Origin of the sequence: Shewanella sp. MBTL60-007 (genome assembly GCF_019654915.1) — a bacterium.
Taxonomy (GTDB): domain Bacteria; phylum Pseudomonadota; class Gammaproteobacteria; order Enterobacterales; family Shewanellaceae; genus Shewanella.
In genome coordinates this window covers 41,862-59,452 of the sequence record NZ_BPET01000012.1, presented here as the reverse complement: position 1 = coordinate 59,452, position 17,591 = coordinate 41,862, and the positions used below count along the sequence as shown (strand labels likewise).

The following is a 17,591-nucleotide window of genomic DNA, read 5'->3' as shown; positions in this document are numbered from 1 at the left end:
CCTTAATGTCAATAAATCGATGGCTAACTCTGTTAACCATCGGCTTTTTTAATGAAATGTCACTTGTGATTTATCCGGCTGGTCAGGTGAGAAGTGGGCACTTCCTCTGGCAAGTGTTGGGCTTTTCAGGTAACGCTCTAGCCAGTTTTCTTGCTCCCATAACATGTGCATAATCGACTCTTTAGCCTTATAGCTATGGCTCTCATAGGGGAAGGTCACTAAGCGAGCTTGCCCTCCTAGACCTCTTATCGCCTTGAATAGTCTGGCCGATTGCATTGGGTAGGTGCCTGAGTTTGAGTCCATTTCGCCATGCATCAGCAGTATTGGCTCATCTATCTTGTCGGCATGGGTAAAGGGCGACATCTGCTGATAGAGGCTAGGTGCCTCCCAGAAGTTACGTTTTTCATGCTGAAAACCAAAGGGGGTGAGCGTGCGGTTGTATGCTCCGCTCCTTGCAATACCTGCGGCAAACAGATCGGAGTGTGCCAGCAGATTCGCCACCATAAAGGCACCATAGGAGTGGCCGCCTATGGCAACACGTTCCCTGTCGGCAATCCCCATCTCCACTAATGTGTCGATGGCTGCTTTGGCATTGGCAACCAACTGACGGCGAAAGCTATCGTTGGGTTTGTTACTGCCTTCACCCACTATCGGCATGGCAACCTTATCGAAGATGGCAAAACCTTTAGCTGTGTAGGCTACAGGGCCCTTAGTGCTAATTTGATTATATTGATTGGGCGAATAGTTAACTTGGCCCGCGACTTCGGCATTTTTGAATTCTCTGGGATAGGCCCACATCAACACAGGTAATGGCCCATCTTCAGCGCGGTAACCTGCGGGCAGATAAAGCACACCCGATAATGGTAAGCCGTCATCACGTTTGAAGTTTACCAATTGGCGGGTCATGCCTTGATATGCCTCTAGCTGATGGGGGTTTTGATATAGTAGTTGCTCGTTACCAGACTCCACCTCTAGCATGACTAGGTGTGATGGCGTATCAGGGCTTTGCCTGCTGATAATCAGCGTGAGTGGTTCAAGCTTAACAATATATTTCACCCTTTCTAACTGTTCCTTTGATGACTGCCAGAGGGTGCTTGGCTTAGCGATGTTTTGCTCCCCCTCAATAGAGGCCAGTGGTGAGGACTTTAAAAAAGGTTGATAACCCTGAGGTGAAGCTCCAAGACCATAGTGCAGTAGGTGATTGTTATATAGCTTGAAGACTCGCCCCAAGTGTTGGCCATTGAGCTTGGCATTCTGGCGATAAAGACTACCAGGGGCATTATAGGTGTCGCGGATCGCTTTTTGATACCAAGTAGATAGCTGTTGGTCGCTGCTAGGTGAGGTATCTAGCAAACTCACGCGCATCTGCTTTTTATCTGATTGTCGCTCAGTGATAAGGGCTGTGTCTTGTTCTCCCCACTCTATTTTACTGATCCGCCATGGGGTCTTGGTTAGTGGCACAGGCTTTTGATTAAAAGGTGCTTTTAGCTGTAGTAGTTGATCGCGGTAGGCGACTTTAATGCGGCTGTCGCCTTTATCGAGGGCTTGAACAAAGGCGAGGGTGTCGGGTTTATCACTGCGCCAATGGATCATGCGTGGACCTTGGCGTACCGAGTCGCTCCCTGGTGGGCGGTATTCACTACTCTCTAACTGCGCCAATGTTTTCAGCTTGTCACCCGTATGGCTGTACAGTTCTACCGACTGAGCAAAGTCGTAGTATTTCACCATATAAGAAAACGGCGCTGCGATACGTTTTACCACTAAATATTTATCGTTTGGCGACAGACTGTAGCTGATATTGATGGCGGGATTGCCGATGGGCTGAACATCGCCATTAAGTGAGATAAAGGCCAACTGGCTTGTGGTTAGGGCGGCAAATTCGGCTTCATCTTGTGGATTTTTAAGCAGGTCTTGATAGGTTCTGCGTGGCGCTTTCTTACCTGAGGTTTCGCTGATGTTGGGCGCGATGGCAACTTGTTCTTTTGTTTTAAAAACAGGCGTTGCAAGGTTAGTGAATACTCCCTTGCTGTCATTTCTCCAGATATATTTAAGGCCAAGGGTGGCATTGAGCTTTGCTGAATTGAGTTTATGGCTTTGCCGTTTTACGAGATCGTAAATAAATAGATCGGCGCCTTGCTCGGTTAAGCCCATATAGCTCAAGTATTGGCTGTTAGGAGAAAAGCTGACATTGGCCAATAGCATCCCGCTTGGTAGTGGTATGGTAATAGGCTTTGCATTAGCTGTTAGCTGATTTAGATTAATTAGCTCGACACTCAAATAGCTGTACTTGATTCGGCTTGGGATTAGTTGTTCCGGTGAGACTCTAAGGCCTGCAAGCTTGAGTTCGCTCTGGGCTAAGGTTTCGATTGAAAGGTGTTTTCTTGGCGTTAATATCGCAAGCCATTTTTTGTCTCGAGATAAGCGAGTGCTTACATTCTTTGTTTGCTCCACGACATCTTGTAGAGCTTGACTTGGTAATTGGTAACTATTGCTCATCGCATTTGAGCTGAATAACAGCAACAAGTTGATGGCTATCAGGGCACACATTAAGAGCGAGTTTCGAGACATTCTTATCTCCTGATAATAGGAAAGATAGCTGCGGGAAAAATAAGCGCCCAAAATTGGGCGCTTGTTTCTCGTAATAAAAGGGAGATTTACTCCCAAACAAGTTGAGTTCAATGCCTGCAACTTGCTTGGGAAATAACGAGATTAGAACTTCTGTGAGTAACCAAAGAAGACACTGCGGCCGACTGCTGAGTAGCTACTGTTGTCCTCTTCATAGAAAGGCCAGTCATTATGCTTGTCGTTACGGACATCGTATAAAGGTGGCATCTCATCGGTTAGGTTTTTAACACCAGCGGTGAACTTACCATCCCAAGGCGCGTTGTAGCTCAATGTAATGTTGACGATTTGATAGGCGTCTAAGGTATCGGTTTCCATAGACTCAACATCATCACCATTTTCATCTAGGTATTCGAACAGGTCGACACCCTGTGCTTCTCCAGTGTAGTAGTAAGCAACGGTTGCACTGAAGTCTTGATAGTTCCAGCTTAAGCTTGCATTACCTTTCCACTTAGGGAAGTAATCGGTTTCTGTCTGCTCTTCAATTTCACTATCAACACGTTCTTGGTACTCTTTCTTGATTAAGTAAGAGGCGGCAACTTTAAATTTAAAATCACCGATAGTCGTTTCAGGGAACTGATAGTTAAAGCTGGTATCGATACCTTCAGAGGCTTCATAGGCGCTGTTGATGGGGCCTTTACGCATACAGGCGATGTTCTCGATATTGTCATCATCAAATTCAGTTAGGTAACCGACGACATCCATCTCTTCACAGCTGTTGTAATTACCAGTTTGATAATAAGCTGGATCGGCTAGCATCTCATCGGTTGAGATAGTCTTTACCGCACCTTCAAGCTCAATGTTCCACCAGTCGACAGTGATATCGGCATTGTCTGTAATATTAGCCACAAAACCTAGGTTCCAGAACTCACCCTTTTCCTCTTCAAGGTTCAAGTTACCTTGAGTAATTGAGCGGTAATCATCTTCATAAATCTCATTGGGAATAGTGGGATGTGGGTATTCGGTTCCACCAAATCCAATAGTTCGACCTGCATATAGGCGGTGCATGTCCGGTGCTCTAAAGCTCTTACCCCAGTTAGCACGAACCATGACTTCATCTATTGGGCGATATGATAGCCCCACCTGTGGCGTGGTTGCGCCGCCAACATCAGAATCATCTAGGTATTGGTCGTAACGCAGCGCTGCAGATAGATCTAATGACTTAACCCCTGTGATGTCGGCAAGTAGTGGGATTTGTACTTCACCCGCTACGGCAACGCGATCACGATCGCCCTTACCACCTGTGCCACCCATACCGATTAAACCGCCACTTGATGTGACTTCATCTAGTGTATCTTCGTAGCTTTCACGAGCCCACTCAGCAGTGGTTGCAAAGCCTACAGTACCTGCTGGCAGCTCCATTAAATCACCAGTAAATACCGCTTGGAACTGGTGCATGCTTGAATCTGAGTTTTTGGTCGAATCAGCTATTAACAAGTTGGCTTGCTCGGCAGTTAGCTCGTTATGTGGATACCACTTTGATGGGTCGGCATCGTTTGGGTCGAAGGTCACAATATCGAGTAGTGCATCGGCGCTTACCATATGGTGGTTTTGCTTCTCATACTTGTTGTAGCTGCTTGACCAAGAAAGATCTAACTCATACTCGCCAATAGTTCCGTCGGCGCCAAACGAGATTGCAGCTTTAGTGTTTTGGGTATCATAGGTACGCGGCCCAGGATACTCTTCCATTCTACGAGCAAGATAGAAGCGGTTGTCATCTTCAAACTCGTATTTGTCATAACTGAGTGCACCGGTTGCTTCATCTTGATAAATACTGGTGCCGAAACCCTTTTCATCTTTGTACTTAGTCGACTCTTTATAAGAGGCGTTGAGCATGCCGTAGAGCTGCCAATCATCGTTTAAGTCGTAGGTCGAGTTTAGAACGAGGTTGACACGGTCATATGCAGACTGAAGGCCGCGGTCTGCATACTTGTCGTAGTAGCAGCCATATCTGTACGCGGGTCTATAAATCCCTTTATCGCCAAAGAGGTCGCTACATTGTTGCTCGCTGAGGTTAACGTACTTATCTTCGTGATAAACCTTGCTGTAATCGGTAATCCTTGACGACCAACTTGAAGGCGCTGCATCGCCGTAAGGGCCTGCACCCCAAGTAAGGACTCCATCTTCATTTTCATAGTAAGCAGGGCTATACAAGTCATCACGCTGATAAGTCTGAATCGACTCGACTTTCTTATATTCAAGCATCAATAAGGTTTGACTCTTGTCGGTATTAAAGCCTTGTAGGTAAGATAGATCTAGCTGTTCACCGCCACCTTGAGTGGGCTCGGTATACTTAGCGGCGACTTTAGCGCCTTCATAACTCTGCTTTAAGATGATGTTCACTACACCACCGACTGCGTCAGAGCCGTAAATAGCCGATGCGCCGCCAGTTAAAATTTCAATACGCTGTACGGCTGCTGTAGGGATGTCTGAGACGTCAACAAAGTTTGATGTGCCACCTGCCGCACTAGGGAAAGAGGCTTGACGACGGCCGTTAATTAATACCAAAGTTCGGTTTGCGCCCATACCGCGTAAGTTGACAGAGCTTGCGCTATCGGTATAACCATCGCTTTCGCCGTTTAATGAACCGCCAGTGTTCGCAACAGATGATTGCAGCACTTCTGAAATTGAGTTGAGGCCACTGTTGGCAATATCATCGGCGGTAATAACTGTTACTGGTGCCACGCCTTCGAAGTCGGCACGTTTAATACGTGAGCCTGTAACCTCAATTTTTTCCATCTCTTGTTTAGCGTCACTCTTGTCTGCCGCTTCGGCCGCAAACAAGGTTGAGGGGGTTAGCGCTGCCATACTGATGGCTAGGCTCAATGCTGAGAGTTTTGTTTTCATTGATTGCAGTCCTTATTTTTATAATTTCCCTAAACACCCAAACCGTATTTATCTATTGTTAAGCCGATTAAAGTGAGTCATTCCTAGGGGGAATACTGTCGAGTTTCCAATTGAAATTCTGCTGGTAGTCAACTGCAGCCAGTTGTAATTTATTTGTTACTTTGCAGCAATCGAAGGCGGGTCGTTTATTTGTTGTTTATATGTCTATTTAATATCTATTGTTTATATTTTCATTGACTTAGTGTATGTTTTGTGTGCGAGTCAATAGTTTTATCTATGTGAAATAGATGTGAAGCATCCCTTCTGTTGATGCTAGGGGATTAAAAAAGATAACGATAGATTGGGGTTCAGATGCTAGAGATAAGAAAAGAGGCGCCGTTTAAATTAGGCCAGTGTGAGGTTAGCCCTAGCGACAATAGCCTTAACTTTTCTGATGCTACGTCCAATACTGAACCTTCTAACAAGGTCTCCATTCAACCGAAATTTATTGAAGTATTAAGTTACCTTGCGCGGCAATACCCAAAGGTTGTGACTCGAGAGGAGTTAATTGACACTATTTGGGAGGGGAATCGTTATGTGGGAAGTAAAGCGTTAACGAACGCTATCTGGCATCTGCGTAAACACCTTAATCAAGGCGCTAGTGGCGAGCAAGTTATCGAAACCGTGCGTAAGATGGGTTACCGTTTACTGCTTGAACCTGAGTTTAATGATGCTGACTTGGTGGATGAACCGGATCTGTTGCAGCAAGCGCAGCAAAAAATCAAACAGCTAACTCGGCTTAATCGAACATTCACCTTAGCTGGTGGGTTATTTGTCTGTGTGATTACTGTGGCTTTAGGCTATCACCTCTACCAAGACAGTATTCGGTATGTTCCCACCACCAAGCAGAACTTGACCACCGCCGCGGGATCAGAGCTTTATCCTGCGGTTTCTCCCGATGGTCGCTGGTTAGTTTATGGTAGTCGTGGCAGTAACAGGTACGCGAGCCTTTATCTTAAAGATCTGCAAAACCCCGCAGAAACCCCTAAGCGACTCACCTCGACAAAGACTGCCGAGATAAGAGCCGTATGGAGCCCTGACGGTAGTGCACTGTATTACGGCTCCGAGCATAGGAGTGAGAATAAGTGTTACCTGACTAAGCTCAATTTAGATAGTAATGAAGCACTAAAATTGGGTGAGTGTTACACCTACAGCTCGGCTATCGATATCGCTCCCGATGCAAGTCGTTTAGTTTATATTTGGGATGCTAGTGAAGGTTTCGGCTCAGGCTTGTATGAGCTGTCTCTGGCTAACGAAGGCGAAGGGCCTAAACGCTTATCTTGTACTGAAAACTGTAGCTATCGCGACCGCGATATAGCCTTCAGTCCCGATGGAAACTGGCTCGCGGTTGCTCGGCGTTTCGGTAACATCTCCGAAGATATCTTTATATTGCATACTCAAACAGGTGAGGAGCAACGTTTAACCTTTGGTTTAGAGGATATTCGCGGACTTAGCTGGCATCAAGACAGTGAACGGCTGATCTTTAGTACCGAAAATTCAGGGGTCAGAAACGGCTATATTGTGGGTATTGACGACAAGCAGATCTTGCCGTTAGAGGTGGAAGGCATGAGTTACCCTCGTTCAATCCCTAACAGCGATGAGTTGGTGTATTCCAATTATATGCGGGATTATCAGGTGGCATCGTTTGCGCTGGAGCAGTCTATCCCCACTGCGACTTTTCCACTGTTACAGGTCGAATACAGTTATCGAAATCCCGATTACTCTTCGGTTACCCAGCGTATCGTCTATGTATCCAATGAAACTGGTTTTAATGAGATTTGGTCCAGTGATGCCGATGGTAATCAAAGACGCCAGCATACGGATCTTAAGCGTCGAGTAGCGTACCCTAGCTGGTCCCATGATGGTACTAAGGTCGCTTTTTTAGCGCCGGATGATAAAAATGAGGGTAATAAGATCCATGTGCTGGATATGAGAACCTCTAATATCAGTATTCTTGCGACCCCCTATCTCGATCACAACCGCCCAAGCTGGGGCTGGAATGATGATATGGTGCTGGCTAGCAGTAAAGACGGTATCACAGAGTTCTATCTCGATAACCGCTTACCTAAGGTCATTAGCCCTATCGATATGCGTTTGGGTAAGATGATAGCCGAAGATAAGTTAGTCTTTACTCAGCTTGGCAAGCGGGGGCTGTGGATGTTGTCGCTATCGAACCCTGGTCAGCCAAGTGAGCTGATTAGTGCTAACTATTTTGGTGAAGGCTACAACTGGGTTGCGGCCGATAAAGGGATCTACTTTAGAACGAGTCGCAGTGGATTTCAGTTGATTAACTTTTGGCGTTTTAACACTGGGCTTATTACACCTATCTTAAAGTTACCATCGGGAAGTATTCCGCGCTCAGGAGCCATGAGCTATGTAGCGAGTCGCAATAGTCTGCTGATGACTCTTTCCCAGAACTACAAACGTGATGTGATTAAGCTGCAGCATAAGCTATTGTATTAGCTTATGCTGCATAATAGCCCTTAATTCGTAGGGTTAAGCGGCTGGGAAGAAGGCGCCAAGCACTGCTTCTCTAGAAGCGCCTGTGACAGCGGGGAGGTTACCCGGCAGGCCTCGATAATATCGCATCGCTAGCCAAGCAAAGGCGATACCCTCGACCCACTGGGGATCTATGCCAAGTTCTGAAGTGGTGACGACCTTATAGTTTGGCAGGAGTTTACGTAGTCGGTGCATCAATTCACAGTTATAGGCGCCGCCACCACAGACATAAAGCTCACCATTTTCAGATAAATTAAGCGCATCGTTGGCGATGCTGTAGCAGGTTAAGTCCAGTAAAGTCGATTGAATATCAGCCTCACTTAAATGGCTGAATTCAGATAGCTGCTGCTCAGCCCAAGCTTGGTTAAATAGCTCGCGACCGGTGCTCTTAGGAGCGGAGAGAGCAAAGTAGGGGTGAGACAGTAGGTGTTGCAACATCTTTTGATCTGTGGTGCCCGACTTAGCCCAAGCCCCATCTTTATCAAATGGCTGCCCAAGTTGATGCTGGATCCATGCATCGCTCAATCCATTACCTGGTCCGGTATCAAAACCTGTGACATCTTGGGTGTTTCCCGGCAGGTAAGTGACATTGGCGATACCACCAATATTGAGAATGATGCGCTTGTGGTTTGGGCTGGCAAATACATGTTGATGGAAGGCTGGGACCAGTGGTGCCCCTTGCCCACCTAGAGCGACATCTTTGCGTCTAAAATCAGCAACGACATCGATACCCGTTTCGATGGCGATGGTATTGGGATCGCCAATTTGCAGGGTAAAGCCCATCTCAAGGTTGGGCATATGGCGTACGGTTTGACCGTGGCTGCCGATGGCGATGACTTGTGATTTATCGACCTGAGCTTTTTCCAGCAGGGCATTGACTGCTTTAGCGAAAAGCTTACCCATGGCGCGATCTAAGTGACCGAGACGGTTTATCTCATCGTTTCCTGGCAGACAAAGCTTTTGTAGACTGCTCAAAAGCGCTTTTGGAAGCGCCTCGGTATGAGAGGCGATAAGGCTTGGCTTATCGCCTTCAAAATTAACCAATACCGCATCGACACCGTCCATGCTAGTGCCGGACATCAAGCCTATGTAAAAACTGTTATTCATGGCATTAAACCTATCAATCGCACCGAGTAAAGTCAGAAGCTTTTGCAGCATTACTGCGCAGCAAGTTGCACCTGTTTGTTATGTTCAAGCTCTGCCATCATGGTTTTACTAAGCGTAGCAAACTGGGCTTTTTCTTTCTTCGCGATAGGCTCAGACTTTGGCAGCTTGATGGTACGAGGGTTGCGGTGTACGCCGTTAACGATAAACTCATAGTGTAGGTGTGGTCCCGTTACTCGGCCTGTTGAACCTAAGGTACCGATGATCTGCCCTTGCTTAACCGATTGTCCGGTCTTTACCTTGCGCTTAGTCAGATGAAGATACTTGGTGGTATAGGTGTCGTTGTGTTTAATAAATACATAGTTACCATTGTATTTATTGTAGCTCGACTTGATGACTCGGCCATTACCTGCAGCTTTAATTGGCGTGCCTACTGCCGCAACATAGTCTACGCCGCGATGGGCTTTAACTTGGCCTGTAACAGGGTGAAGCCTGCGTGGGTTAAAGCTTGAGCTAACATATTTAAAGTCGACAGGAGAGCGTAGGAAGGCTTTGCGCATGCTGCGGCCCTCTTCAGAGTAGTAGTTACCATCCTTGTATCTTACTGCTGTGTAGCGGTCACCTTGGTTGGTAAACTCGGCGGCGAGAATGTTACCATTCTTTAGAAACTCGCCATCGGCATACTCCTCTTCAAATATCATCGCAAATTGATCGCCCTTACGTAGATCTAAGGCAAAGTCGATATCCCAGCCAAAAATAGTGGCTAGTTGCATAATTTGGTTTGGTGTGAGCCCTGCATTGACACCTGCGTTCCAAAAGTTGTTTTGAATTGTGGCGCTAGCAAACTTGGTACGCGCTTCTACTTTCTTAGTGACGATCTGCTCGTGATAACCGCTGTCTGTATGAGTAACGATTAAGGTGGTGATCTTGTCTAGGTGATAGGTAAGCTTAGCCAGCTTGCCATCTTCAGTCTTAGCGATGACTAAATCATCGCCTGGCATGATTTTCAGTAGGTTCTTCTTAGCTTTAGGCAGCTGAGTCACATCGTAAACATCTTTAGCCGTTAACCCAGCGCGCTCAAATAGCGCTGCTAAGGTGTCACCACTTTTTACTTGGAAGTGTTTCTCTTTTAATTTTGGCGCTGCCGCTGCTTGTATTTCAGGCTTGTCGGTCGCCTGAGTCAGTGCTTGTTTGCTTGGCTCGCGGTTTTGGCTCAGGGGCTCACGGTGAGTTCGTTGTGATGGGCTTGACTCGCTTAATGATGCAGAAGGTGGGGTTGGGCTTCTAAATGCGAGTGGAACCTCATAACGGGTATTAACGTCATATTCACCGCTGGCAGACGGCGTTTGTTTGGATGCTTGCGCATCATCTGACGGCATTAAGATAATAATTAACGTGACAAAAACTAAACCGCACAAGAGCATTTGATGTAATTTTGGCAGTAATTTAAATAAAGTTATAACCTTTCCCATTGACCTTGATACCAAATTAGCCCTTTCTTAGTGATCCCTTTAGTGTACACACTTTCATTTGTGCTTGCTAACAAGTAACATGAGTGCCCATATTTTTTTGATTAGGCTCCCAGGAGTAACCGCCGATATGGCTGATTTAGAGCAAGCATTAGCAGAAATAAGACGTGGCACCGACGAGATATTACTCGAAGCGGATCTGCTGGAGAAGTTGAAAGAAGGTCGCCCATTAAAAATTAAATTAGGCGCTGACCCAACCGCGCCTGATATTCATCTTGGCCACACGGTTATTTTAAACAAGATGCGTACCTTCCAAGAGTTAGGTCATGAAGTGATCTTCTTGATTGGTGACTTCACTGGTATGGTCGGTGACCCAAGTGGTAAGAACAGTACTCGCCCGCCATTGACCCGTGAGCAAGTACTTGCCAATGCTGAAACTTATAAGCAGCAGGTTTATAAGATCTTAGATCCAGCTAAGACACGTATCGAGTTTAACTCTACCTGGTTGGAGCCATTAGGCGCAGCGGGCATGATCCGTCTTGCTTCACAGCAAACTGTGGCACGTATGATGGAGCGAGACGACTTTAAGAAGCGTTACGCTTCGGGTCAGTCAATTGCTATTCATGAATTCATGTATCCATTGCTACAAGGTTACGACTCGGTTGCACTGGAGTCTGACGTTGAGCTAGGTGGTACCGATCAGAAGTTCAACCTGCTTATGGGTCGTGAACTGCAAAAATCTGCAGGTCAGAAGCCACAGACAGTGATCATGATGCCACTGCTTGAAGGCCTAGACGGTGTTAAGAAAATGTCTAAGTCTGCTCATAACTACATTGGTGTGAGTGAGCCTGCTGGTGAGATGTTCGGTAAGATCATGTCAATTTCAGATGATTTGATGTGGCGTTACTTCGAACTACTCTCTTTCCGTCCTCTGACAGAGATAGAGCAGTTTAAGGCCGATGTAGAAGCAGGTGCTAATCCACGTGATGTGAAGATTGCGCTTGCGAAAGAGATCATCGCACGTTTCCACGATGAAGCGGCGGCAGAGGCTGCACACCAGGAGTTTATCAATCGTTTCCAAAAAGGTGCGATCCCTAGCGATATCGAAGAGTTAGAGATTGCAGCTGGTGAAGGTATTGCGATTGCTAACCTACTTAAAGAAGCTGGTCTGGTAAATTCAACCTCTGATGCGATGCGTATGATTAAGCAGGGCGCAGCTAAGATTGATGGCGATAAGATTGAAGATACTCGCCTACAGTTGACTGCTGGTACCTCTGCGGTATTCCAAGTGGGCAAGCGCAAGTTCGCTAAGATCACGCTAGTCTAAGTCGATTAAATCTCGGCTTAACTAGTCGAATTTAAGCGCTAATCACTAGCAAAAATTGGCTAGTGATTATTAGAACAACGGTCTGTACCAAAGTGCAGGCCGTTTTTACATTGCCAAGTTAATCTTGCCGCATCTAACTTCCAGCGATTTTTCTGCTTCTCCATCGAAAGAATCAATAGCATCTTAGGGTGTTCTGCACTCGCGCCACTGACATTATAGGTCACCACTTTTCCTTGGTACTGTTTAACTTTAGCGAGTTGAAAATTGCTGCCTGCATAGTGGGCTGAGATAGATTCTGGCTGTTTGCTCCAACTGCGCTTTTGCTGCTGGGCGAGTTCGAGTTTTTGATTGAACTTAAGGATGGGTTGGTCGGCAAAAGAGACCACGATCGGTTGCTCAATGGCCGTAGCTGCACCACAAATGAATATTGATAAGATAATCAGTGAGCGAATCGCGTTTGTAAAACCCATAACAACCTACCACAGATAAGGTACTTAATAGTTTGACACGCAAGCGGCAAAAAGTTTCCTGTACTCGTAGGATTTTGTGATCTGAGTCGGTGGGAAGTGTGAATGCTTATTAGGACTACTGGTTGCAAAGAAACGTAGCAGTCCACCAAATTGAATTGTTATTGATTAGGGGTTACTGTACGGCGAGTTGGTCGGCCATGGTTTGGTAATCCATCAGATCTTGATGTTCTTTAACCCTCTGATGGGTCATGTCTAAGCGCAGTGTCGTCACGCCAGGAATCGCGATGTCAATGATACGCCCAGGTTTACCAAATAACTCGCCAGGTCCTTTATAACGGTAGTTACCGATAAGCACGACTAAGGAGCCAGAGTTAAACATATGCTCGATATTAAAGTTGTACTCAAGTACGCCGCGATGAGCACGCTTTAAAAATTGTAAAATATGGCGTCTGCCAGTGTACTTTCGTCCTGCTGTTCTATCGTTAAACACGCTGTCACGATTATAAAAAGCACTTAGGCTAGTGTAGTCTTGGTGAGTTAGCGCTTGAATATACTTAATCGCCAGCTGCTGCTCTTTGGGCATATCACCGATATTGGCGAATGCCGGAAAGCTAAAGAGTACAAATACAAAACTAAATAAAGCTAATCTCATTATTGTGGTGTCTTTAAATCAAAAGCAGGTAATGACAGGTGCCAACGAATAGCGGCTAATCTAATCACGAGTGCGGTACCCATTGCAAATAATAAGGCAAACATCTCGGCCGCTCCCCAATGTAGGCTTATGGTGTAACAGATCCCACCCACTATCGATGCAGTCGCGTAGATCTCTGTGCGCAGTACCATAGGTACCTGCTGACAGAGTAAGTCTCGAATAATACCACCACCCACCCCAGTGATTAAGCCCATTACCACGGCTGTCATGCCACTGAGTTCTAAATTTAACGCTTTTTCTACTCCAATTACAGTAAAGAGCGCTAAACCTAAGGCATCGGCAACGGGTAAGATGTAGCGTGGTACTCGTTTAGGTTTACGGACAAAAATAAAGGTCAGTATAACGGTAACTAAAATCACCGTGATGTAATTGGGGTCTTGAATCCAAAATACCGGCGTTGTGCCGAGTAATGCATCTCGAATACTGCCGCCACCAATGGCGGTAACCGAAGCCAGCACCAAAACTCCAAACGGATCCATCTTATGTCTGCCCGCCGCTAACGCACCTGAAAGTGCAAAGACTGCGGTGCCGCACAGATCGAAGAAATAGATCCAGTCGATCATCTATCCATCTCTTTAAGGTGAATGTTGAGGGCATCCACCGAAATACGAATTTCGATAACAGAAAGCAGTAGAGAATAAAGCAGTAAGAATAGGCTGCAGCCAAAGATAAAAGCGCCCACCTTATTAAAGCCGATATAGATAAAAATCATGCATAACACACACAAAGCAAAGCTCAAAGCGCCTGACTCCTGCATACGTCTAATGATGGTTATTCTCCGGCGTAGGTTTTTTAATTGACTATTGTTGATTGGCTTTCCAGCATTACTCAAGTTACGAATAAGCGCCGCTAAGGCAAAGAAGCGATTGGTATAAGCCAACAACAGCAAAGAGATAGCGGGAAAGAGTAGTGCAGGCGTTGTTAGTGATACATGAATATTTTCGAACAATGGAATCAGCCCTAAACGAGTCAATATACGATTTTAGGAATCATACCAATGCCAATAATTTATACAAGATGATTACAATCTACTGGATAAATAAGTAGCGCATAAAGGAGATTATCAAACAAAATTCAAGGTATTAGCAGCACTTGGCTGCGGCTAACCTTGCATTACACGCAGCAGCCCCCAAATACTCGGCAAGATAACGATAGCAAGCGCCCATAAGCTGAAGGCTACAGAGTTAAGTTTAACTGCTCTCAATAAATCGTTCTCATCGGGGAGTTTGCCATAAGAGACCTTCGGCATATCGACTCTTTCCTCTTTAAACTTCACTGGGCCGCCAAGCTCAACTGCTAACGCACAGGCGACAACCTCACAGGTTTGATACTCATTCAGTGGTGTTGCGGTAATCTTAGGCACAAACAGTCTTATAAGGGTCTTTGGCCCCCCTTGAATGGCGAGAGTAAGACTCCAGAGTTTTGCTGGAATATAGTGCATTAAAGTAGAGAGTACATACACTGGCATACCAAAATAGCGGTAATGCGGATTATATACCGGCCAGCAAGATTCAAGTTGTTTGATCATCCTAGCGATGATTAGTAAGGGGACGCCGCCAATAATAAAAAAAACAATGGCAGACACGGTGCCGTAAATTGAAGTGGTCGATAGTCTTTCAATGGCGGCCTTACACAGGCCCACGTTTGAAAGCGATACCGTATTTCGAGTTAACCAAGGCGCCAACAAGCTGCGAGCCCTGAGTTTATTATCCCGTTTGATAGCGATGATGACTTCGTTGGCTATATACCTGAAATGATCGTCTTGTAAGCAAAGGTAGATAACGATGGTTTCGAAGAACCAAGGGAATTCGGCCAGTTCAATCAAGAGGCTAATCATCGCCCCAAAGGGGATGATTAGCAGTAACATGGCAAGGGTGCCAGCTATTAGCTGCTGTGAGGGCGCGCGGTTAGCACGGTTGACTTTTGCACTTAGATTTTTAGCCACTTGAGATAACCACTCAAGCGGCTGTAGATTACGCGGCAGTGGTGCGATCCGTGCCAATAGAGTGGACACCAATAACACCAAGGCTCCAGTGTAAAGCTGACTATCTTGGGAAAAGATTTTAGTAAACTCTGGAACCATATTGCCGCGCTATCCTTGTGTTGCTTTTAAAACTCTTTCGCTTAAAGCTGCTTAAGCAGAGCGATAACCATCAATGCAGAGTGGTGGCCTGCTTTTACAATGTACTCGTCAAAGTCTACAGGCGAGTCGTTGTTAGCATTGTCTGACAGTGAACGGATAACTACAAACGGTACACCAAATTGGTGACAAACCTGAGCGATTGCCGCGCCTTCCATTTCACAAGCAGCCATAGTTGGGAAGTTTTCTAGCATGGTCTTGGTACGAACTGGATCACAAATAAAGCTATCGCCAGTACAGATTAGGCCTTCTATCGCCTTCACTTCGCCTAGGCTTGCAACCGCTTTTTGCGCCGCAGCAACAAGCTTGGCATCTGGGATAAATGCCGCTGGTTGCTGCGCCATTTGACCAATCTCATAACCGAAAGCTGTCACGTCAACATCGTGGTGACGCACTTCAGATGAAATTACGATATCGCCAATGGCTAGCTCATCGGCAAAACCGCCTGCAGAGCCAGTGTTAATAATCGCATCAGGCGCATACTTTTCAATGAGTAGCGTAGTCGCAATACTAGCAGTCACTTTACCAATACCAGAGCGAGTGACGATAACCTCTTTACCCGCAAGTTGACCTGCAACAAACTCGATACCGGCGATGGTTGTAGAGCTTGGGTTTTCCATCGACTCAACTAAATGCGCAACTTCTGGCTCCATAGCGCCAATAATACCGATTTTCATTTTATGACCTTTTTAACTACCTGAATGAATATGGGCGCTAATATACCACGGTGCTTAGCGTTAGTGAAAAAGCCATAGAGTTAAGATGAGAGATAGCGTGTAGATTGTTTCAATTTGATCACAGTGCTAGGTTAATAAGGTTCATCGCAGTCAATCATTTCCACCTTGCTTGGAAAAAGGAATTTAGCGAAATATGTTAGCATTTCCACAATTAGAGACCGAAAGGCTAGTATTAAACCAGCAAGTACTAGCGGATTCAAAACTGCTTTTCGAGATGTTTTCAGATCCCGAAGTGATCAAATTTTATGATTTAGATTTTAGTCATGAAGCACAAGCGATCGAGTTAATCAATAATGATGCTAAGCGCTATGAGCAGTGTGAGGGGATTCGATGGGCGATTCGCGATAAAGTCACCCATAAGCTTCTGGGGGGATGTGGGATTAATCGCTTTGAATGCAGTAACCACGTTGCCGTTATTGGATATGAGTTCTTTAAAGCGTATTGGGGTAAGGGCTATGCAACAGAGGCGATCGCTAAACTTATCGAGTTTTCATTTTCTGAGCAGTGCCCTAAACATGTCAATAAAATCGAAGCTTATACCATGATGGGTAACCATGGTTCGGAAGCTGTATTGAAAAAGCTAGGTTTTAAGTGCGACGGTATTTTAAGAGAGCATGGTTATTGGAAAGGTGCTTACCACGATTTAAAAGTATTCTCTTTACTAAGATCTGATGTTGTTAATACCTGAATCATCTTTTTAAGTAAAAAGAATCAAAAGACTAAAGTGATTTTTCAACTCGATTACAAGGAGGTTGCGTGAATCTAAATCAAGTGACTTTGCCCGTACACGATATGGCCCAAGCCCTACAGTTCTATTTAACCTTAGGCTTTATACTGATAGTCGATACGCCGCATTATGCGCGCTTCGAATGCCCCGTTGGAGGAGCCACTTTTTCGCTCTCTCTAGAGGATGAGGCTGGCAAGACTGTTGGAAAAGGTTGTGGCGCCATTATCTATTTTGAACATGAGAAGCTTGATGAGTGGGTCAGTTCGCTGAAACATGCGGGCATTGAATTTGACCAAGATCCGACGGATCAAGCCTACCTTTGGCGTGAGGCGATACTGCACGACCCATCGGGCAACAAGATTAAACTCTATTGGGCGGGCGAGAACCGACTGAATCCGCCATGGCGAGTATGAAGTTAGATTGAGAACGAGAGAAAAATGCAAATCAAACTAGGCTTAATTCGTGATGATAAGGTGTTGGCGCTATTAAAAGAACACCATGAAGATATGTGCAGCCATTCGCCGCCAGAGAGTGTGCATGCGCTCAATGTGTCTGGGCTGGAGGCAGATGATGTTACCTTCTGGAGCCTATGGAGCGAAGATGAACTTGCTGGCTGCGGTGCGCTAAAGCAGTTAGGTAGTAACCACGGTGAAATTAAGTCGATGCGTACATCCACTGACTTTTTACGTCAAGGCGTAGCCCAACAACTATTAGGCCACATCATTGCAGAGGCAAGATCACGGGGTTATCAGAGGCTTAGCCTTGAGACTGGCTCTATGGAAGCCTTTATTCCAGCCCGTAAACTCTATGAGCAGTTTGGCTTTAAAGAGTGTGAGCCATTTGCTGATTACAAGCAGGATCCCTACAGTAGCTTTATGAGTAAACAACTTTAAAGATA

At 45.8% G+C, this 17,591-nt stretch carries 15 protein-coding genes; 5 read left to right on the top strand and 10 right to left on the bottom strand.

What is annotated here, in order from left to right:
• Positions 1-48: 48 nt before the first annotated feature.
• Positions 49-2,568 (bottom strand): S9 family peptidase, encoded by a 2,520-nt coding sequence (locus K5Q92_RS06060; protein ID WP_220768131.1) that lies wholly within the window; start codon positions 2,566-2,568, stop codon positions 49-51.
• A gap of 141 nt (positions 2,569-2,709) precedes the next feature.
• On the bottom strand, positions 2,710-5,469 hold the full coding sequence (locus K5Q92_RS06055; RefSeq protein WP_220768130.1) for a TonB-dependent siderophore receptor: 2,760 nt from the start codon (positions 5,467-5,469) through the stop codon (positions 2,710-2,712).
• A 351-nt stretch (positions 5,470-5,820) separates the two neighbouring features.
• Here K5Q92_RS06055 and K5Q92_RS06050 point away from each other — a divergent pair, with 351 nt between their 5' ends.
• Complete coding sequence (locus K5Q92_RS06050) at positions 5,821-7,971, top strand: winged helix-turn-helix domain-containing protein (RefSeq protein ID WP_220768129.1); 2,151 nt, start codon at positions 5,821-5,823, stop codon at positions 7,969-7,971.
• 33 nt (positions 7,972-8,004) lie between these two features.
• Here K5Q92_RS06050 and K5Q92_RS06045 read toward each other — a convergent pair whose 3' ends face one another.
• Both K5Q92_RS06045 and K5Q92_RS06040 read right to left on the bottom strand, forming a co-directional pair.
• A complete protein-coding gene (locus K5Q92_RS06045) occupies positions 8,005-9,114 on the bottom strand; it encodes an anhydro-N-acetylmuramic acid kinase (protein WP_220768128.1) in 1,110 nt (369 codons plus the stop codon).
• 50 nt (positions 9,115-9,164) lie between these two features.
• Positions 9,165-10,583: a peptidoglycan DD-metalloendopeptidase family protein gene (locus K5Q92_RS06040; RefSeq protein ID WP_220768127.1), complete on the bottom strand. Its 1,419-nt coding sequence runs from the start codon at positions 10,581-10,583 to the stop codon at positions 9,165-9,167.
• A gap of 127 nt (positions 10,584-10,710) precedes the next feature.
• Between K5Q92_RS06040 and tyrS the strand changes: the two genes are divergently transcribed.
• Positions 10,711-11,907: a tyrosine--tRNA ligase gene (tyrS, locus tag K5Q92_RS06035; RefSeq protein ID WP_220768126.1), complete on the top strand. Its 1,197-nt coding sequence runs from the start codon at positions 10,711-10,713 to the stop codon at positions 11,905-11,907.
• A gap of 59 nt (positions 11,908-11,966) precedes the next feature.
• On the opposite strand, the gene K5Q92_RS06030 is transcribed toward tyrS, so the two are convergent.
• From K5Q92_RS06030 to mtnN, 6 genes are all read right to left on the bottom strand, one after another.
• On the bottom strand, positions 11,967-12,377 hold the full coding sequence (locus K5Q92_RS06030) for a hypothetical protein (protein WP_220768125.1): 411 nt from the start codon (positions 12,375-12,377) through the stop codon (positions 11,967-11,969).
• Between the two features lie 172 nt (positions 12,378-12,549).
• A complete protein-coding gene (locus K5Q92_RS06025; protein WP_220768124.1) occupies positions 12,550-13,029 on the bottom strand; it encodes a nuclear transport factor 2 family protein in 480 nt (159 codons plus the stop codon).
• A complete protein-coding gene (locus K5Q92_RS06020) occupies positions 13,029-13,652 on the bottom strand; it encodes a trimeric intracellular cation channel family protein (RefSeq protein ID WP_220768123.1) in 624 nt (207 codons plus the stop codon). Before K5Q92_RS06020 ends, K5Q92_RS06025 begins: the two co-directional genes overlap by 1 nt.
• On the bottom strand, positions 13,649-14,026 hold the full coding sequence (locus K5Q92_RS06015; RefSeq protein ID WP_220768170.1) for a DUF2721 domain-containing protein: 378 nt from the start codon (positions 14,024-14,026) through the stop codon (positions 13,649-13,651). The genes K5Q92_RS06020 and K5Q92_RS06015 overlap by 4 nt, the downstream gene beginning before the upstream one ends.
• Positions 14,027-14,191: 165 nt before the next feature.
• Positions 14,192-15,172 carry a cobalamin biosynthesis protein gene (locus tag K5Q92_RS06010; protein ID WP_220768122.1) on the bottom strand — a complete coding sequence of 327 codons (981 nt, stop codon included), beginning with the start codon at positions 15,170-15,172 and terminating at the stop codon, positions 14,192-14,194.
• Between the two features lie 41 nt (positions 15,173-15,213).
• The gene (gene mtnN / locus K5Q92_RS06005; RefSeq protein ID WP_220768121.1) at positions 15,214-15,906 is read right to left on the bottom strand and encodes a 5'-methylthioadenosine/S-adenosylhomocysteine nucleosidase; all 693 of its coding nucleotides are present in this window, start codon (positions 15,904-15,906) and stop codon (positions 15,214-15,216) included.
• Positions 15,907-16,099: 193 nt separating this feature from the next.
• On the opposite strand from mtnN, the gene K5Q92_RS06000 reads away from it, so the two are divergent.
• The 3 genes from K5Q92_RS06000 (at position 16,100) to K5Q92_RS05990 (ending at position 17,586) form a co-directional block, all read left to right on the top strand.
• Positions 16,100-16,654 carry a GNAT family N-acetyltransferase gene (locus K5Q92_RS06000; RefSeq protein WP_220768120.1) on the top strand — a complete coding sequence of 185 codons (555 nt, stop codon included), beginning with the start codon at positions 16,100-16,102 and terminating at the stop codon, positions 16,652-16,654.
• A 68-nt stretch (positions 16,655-16,722) separates the two neighbouring features.
• On the top strand, positions 16,723-17,106 hold the full coding sequence (locus K5Q92_RS05995) for a VOC family protein (RefSeq protein WP_220768119.1): 384 nt from the start codon (positions 16,723-16,725) through the stop codon (positions 17,104-17,106).
• Between the two features lie 24 nt (positions 17,107-17,130).
• Positions 17,131-17,586, top strand: coding sequence for a GNAT family N-acetyltransferase (locus K5Q92_RS05990; protein ID WP_220768118.1), 456 nt, complete (start codon positions 17,131-17,133; stop codon positions 17,584-17,586).
• The last annotated feature ends 5 nt before the right edge of the window (positions 17,587-17,591 follow it).

Coding starts and splice junctions, on each gene's coding strand:
- K5Q92_RS06010 (WP_220768122.1), bottom strand. CDS start 15,172: ATGGTTCCAGAGTTTACTAAAATCTTTTCCCAAGATAGTCAGCTTTAC.
- K5Q92_RS06025 (WP_220768124.1), bottom strand. CDS start 13,029: ATGAGATTAGCTTTATTTAGTTTTGTATTTGTACTCTTTAGCTTTCCG.
- mtnN (WP_220768121.1), bottom strand. CDS start 15,906: ATGAAAATCGGTATTATTGGCGCTATGGAGCCAGAAGTTGCGCATTTA.
- K5Q92_RS06060 (WP_220768131.1), bottom strand. CDS start 2,568: ATGTCTCGAAACTCGCTCTTAATGTGTGCCCTGATAGCCATCAACTTG.
- K5Q92_RS06000 (WP_220768120.1), top strand. CDS start 16,100: ATGTTAGCATTTCCACAATTAGAGACCGAAAGGCTAGTATTAAACCAG.
- K5Q92_RS06030 (WP_220768125.1), bottom strand. CDS start 12,377: ATGGGTTTTACAAACGCGATTCGCTCACTGATTATCTTATCAATATTC.
- K5Q92_RS06020 (WP_220768123.1), bottom strand. CDS start 13,652: ATGATCGACTGGATCTATTTCTTCGATCTGTGCGGCACCGCAGTCTTT.
- tyrS (WP_220768126.1), top strand. CDS start 10,711: ATGGCTGATTTAGAGCAAGCATTAGCAGAAATAAGACGTGGCACCGAC.
- K5Q92_RS06040 (WP_220768127.1), bottom strand. CDS start 10,583: ATGGGAAAGGTTATAACTTTATTTAAATTACTGCCAAAATTACATCAA.
- K5Q92_RS06050 (WP_220768129.1), top strand. CDS start 5,821: ATGCTAGAGATAAGAAAAGAGGCGCCGTTTAAATTAGGCCAGTGTGAG.
- K5Q92_RS05990 (WP_220768118.1), top strand. CDS start 17,131: ATGCAAATCAAACTAGGCTTAATTCGTGATGATAAGGTGTTGGCGCTA.
- K5Q92_RS06055 (WP_220768130.1), bottom strand. CDS start 5,469: ATGAAAACAAAACTCTCAGCATTGAGCCTAGCCATCAGTATGGCAGCG.
- K5Q92_RS06045 (WP_220768128.1), bottom strand. CDS start 9,114: ATGAATAACAGTTTTTACATAGGCTTGATGTCCGGCACTAGCATGGAC.